This is a genomic window from Nitrospira sp. BLG_2 (assembly GCF_049222245.1).
Genome location: NZ_JBLYIG010000342.1, coordinates 1 through 3,028, shown reverse-complemented (window position 1 = coordinate 3,028; position 3,028 = coordinate 1). Strand labels below are relative to the sequence as shown.

Sequence of the window (3,028 nt, the reverse complement as noted above, 5' to 3'; positions counted from 1 at the left end):
CAGATACCGCTTGAGCAACGCCTCGTACAGTTCCTTCGGCGAGGCCGACCGCTCGAGCTTCAACGCCTCGTAGGTCTCCTTCGGAACGGTGGGGAAATTCGCCTGCGCCTGAACAGCGGTAAACACGCCGCAGACGACCAGTGCATACTTCACCATGTTCTTCACCATAACAGTTCTACTCCTTCCGTTTGATGAACAGCGCGCACTGTCCTTCAAAAAGTTCACTCGATACACTTCTACTCTACTTTTATTTTTATCCGTGTTCATTGCGCAAGTTTTAAAGAATGGCGGCGAAATATAGCTTAGCCCTTCCAGACTGTCAAGAGTTTTCCGTGCACCACATAATTTCTTAGAGAACCAAAAATGATAAATATACCTACGGTCGTTCTCGGTCGATGACAACGGTGATATTATCGGTTCCTGGCTTGACCGGCTGGCTCATACCTTCCAGATCGCCACTTTCAGGCATTGCTTTTCCGGACTTAGACAAACGCGCCACGATGACCACCGTGTCGATGTCCGAGAGCTTTCTTGACGGCATGGGACTGGTCGAGTCATCCAGCCGGAAGGTGAAGGGCAGATCCTTTTTCGACGCCCGCACGATCGACACCGGCATCGGCGGACCGGCCACATCCTTCGCAAACACAAACAAGGTATCCGGGAGAGAGGTTTTGCTGGCCAGATTCGGCCCCAACACCACTTTACCCGTTATCGCCCGAGACTGCCCGGATTGCGTCGCCGGCTTGACGGGCTTGGCCTGTTCCATCGGCGGATTCGCGACCAACATGTTCTTACTGGGGCCTCCCAGATGTCGCTTGGCTTCGGCAATGCTGGCCTTCAGCTGATCCGCCGACTCCTGATCGTCGGGAGGAAGGTAGGCGTGCGCATCTTCCCACTCCTTCGCGGCACGCGCAAAATCTTTTCGGTTGTACGCGATCGTCCCTGACAACATGAGCGCCTTCACGTTGTGCGGGTCGAGTTTTAAAGCTTTTTGAATCAACGTCTCCGGTTTGCCATCCAGCTTGCGCCCTTGATGCACTCCGAGGGCATCCGCATAGTCGGCAAGGAGACTCGCATTGTTTGGATCCAGCTTGGTGGCTTTGTCGAAAATCGGCACTGCGTCGGCATACCGCTCCATAGCCATGTAGGATCGGGCCAAGAGTCCCCATCCGACTGCATCGTTGGGATTCTGCTCCAGTTTCTTTCTCAGCTGTTCAATGAGAGTATTGAGGCTGTCGGCCATCTGAGGATCATCTCCGGGGCCGCCTCGAGAGGACGATGCTGATACTACGGGGTGCGTCATCGCGGCAGGATTTCCCAATGTCCAGTAGAGCACCCCACTGGCGGCCGGAATGATCATGGCCAAAGAGAGCGCAACGACCCGAAGATTCACAAGTCCTCCCGTCGCTACGGTCGGCGTTTCGATGCCGCCCGCCTCCTCTAGCACACGGCGTTCCAACTCGCTCCTCGCCGTTCGATACTGTTCGTCCGTCAGCAACCCATCGGCACGATCTTGCTCCAGCTCGGAAAACTGCTGTCGATAGACCGGCAGTGTCTTCTCCTGTTCGCTCGTGGCGGCAGACGGACGCTTCAACAGAGGTCTCAGCAGAAGACCGAGGACGCACAGAGTCATGGCCGAAACGATCAACCAAAATGTAGCGGTCATGAGCGCTTGCCTCCTTCTGTCAATAGTTGTTCGACTCGTCGATGCTCTTCATCCGTCACCGGCACATCGACGACTTTGCGCGCCCGACGCCGCAACGTCATGACAAGTGCTGCGGCTCCGACGGTCAATAGGACAAATGGACCGACCCACAGCAGTGTGGTTGTCGCCTTGAGCGGCGGCCGATACAGCACGAAGTCCCCGTAGCGCGCGACGAGAAAATCGATGATTTCCTTGTCGCTCATGTCCTTGGCGATCATTTCCCGTACTTCTCGGCGCAAGTCCTCTGCCAGCGGAGCATTGGAATCGGCCAATGTTTGATTCTGACAGACCAGGCACCGCAGTTCGACGGCGAGGTGCTTGAGTCGCGCCTCGGCGGCAGGATCCTCAGCCAACGGCCTGGCCTCCCCAGCCCAAGCTGGCCCGGAAAAGACCAGCGCTATGAGCATCAGCCATTTCATTTTCATTGCGATTCGAGCTGCTTCACAAGGGGAAGGATTTTATTGGCAACTGTGTCCGGATCCAACGGCCCGATCTGTTTATAACGGATCACGCCCTGCTTATCGATGACATAGGTTTCAGGGACTCCATAGACTCCATAATTGATGCCGACCCGGCCGGCATCATCCACCCCGACTACGGGATAGGGATTGCCCCACCGTCTCAACCAGGTCACGGCCTCGTCCCGTTGATCCTTGTAATCCATCCCATAGATCGGCACCTCACCGGACTTGGCCAACTCCATCAACACCGGATGCTCGGTTTTGCACCCGCTGCACCAAGATGCCCAAAAATTGAGCAACCACACTTTCCCCTTGAGGTCCGCCGGCGAAAACACTTTTGCTTCATCGTAGAGCTGCGGCTGGGAAAAATCCGGGGCGGCCTTTCCGACCAAGGGAGACGGAATTTCCCGCGGGTTGAGCTTGAGCCCTACCCCCAGAAAAATGACGACCACGATAAAAATCGACAGCGGCAGGAGAAACCGATTCATGCTACTTTACGCCTAGCCGTTCGTGTCGACGCGGGAACAACCGGCTCTTGCCGTCGCCATGCCAATCGATATCGTCGATCGCTGACGGCCAATGCCCCGCCCAACGCCATGATGAAACACCCGCCCCAAATCCAATCCACAAACGGCTTGTGATAGAGCCGCACACTCCACGCCCCGTCATCGAGCGGTTCTCCCAAAGACACATAGAGATCGCGCAATAACCCCGGGTCAATGGCGGCTTCGGTCATGATTTGATTCTGAACGGTATAGCGTCGCTTCTCAGGGTACAACATCGTCGTCTCGCGACCGTCACGACTCACATGAAAAATCCCACGGGCAGCCGTATAATTCGGCCCAACGACATCCTGCGCGCC

General features: G+C 56.1%; 4 protein-coding genes. All 4 read right to left on the bottom strand.

Features of this window, described 5'->3' with window-relative positions; all coding sequences use genetic code 11:
• Positions 1 to 376: 376 nt before the first annotated feature.
• Positions 377 to 1,666, bottom strand: coding sequence for a c-type cytochrome biogenesis protein CcmI (gene ccmI, locus ACOSYY_RS09450; protein WP_421662020.1), 1,290 nt, complete (start codon positions 1,664 to 1,666; stop codon positions 377 to 379).
• Complete coding sequence (locus tag ACOSYY_RS09445) at positions 1,663 to 2,130, bottom strand: cytochrome c-type biogenesis protein (protein ID WP_421662019.1); 468 nt, start codon at positions 2,128 to 2,130, stop codon at positions 1,663 to 1,665. Before ACOSYY_RS09445 ends, ccmI begins: the two co-directional genes overlap by 4 nt.
• Entirely contained in the window at positions 2,127 to 2,654 is a 528-nt protein-coding gene (locus ACOSYY_RS09440; protein ID WP_421662018.1) for a DsbE family thiol:disulfide interchange protein, read from the bottom strand. The genes ACOSYY_RS09445 and ACOSYY_RS09440 overlap by 4 nt, the downstream gene beginning before the upstream one ends.
• On the bottom strand, positions 2,651 to 3,028 hold a 378-nt coding region (locus tag ACOSYY_RS09435), incomplete at its 5' end, for a cytochrome c-type biogenesis CcmF C-terminal domain-containing protein (protein WP_421662017.1). The genes ACOSYY_RS09440 and ACOSYY_RS09435, both read right to left, overlap by 4 nt.

Excerpts from the sequence above, each read along its gene's own strand:
- ACOSYY_RS09445 (WP_421662019.1), bottom strand. The coding sequence starts at position 2,130 with ATGAAAATGAAATGGCTGATGCTCATAGCGCTGGTCTTTTCCGGGCCA.
- ccmI (WP_421662020.1), bottom strand. The coding sequence starts at position 1,666 with ATGACCGCTACATTTTGGTTGATCGTTTCGGCCATGACTCTGTGCGTC.
- ACOSYY_RS09440 (WP_421662018.1), bottom strand. The coding sequence starts at position 2,654 with ATGAATCGGTTTCTCCTGCCGCTGTCGATTTTTATCGTGGTCGTCATT.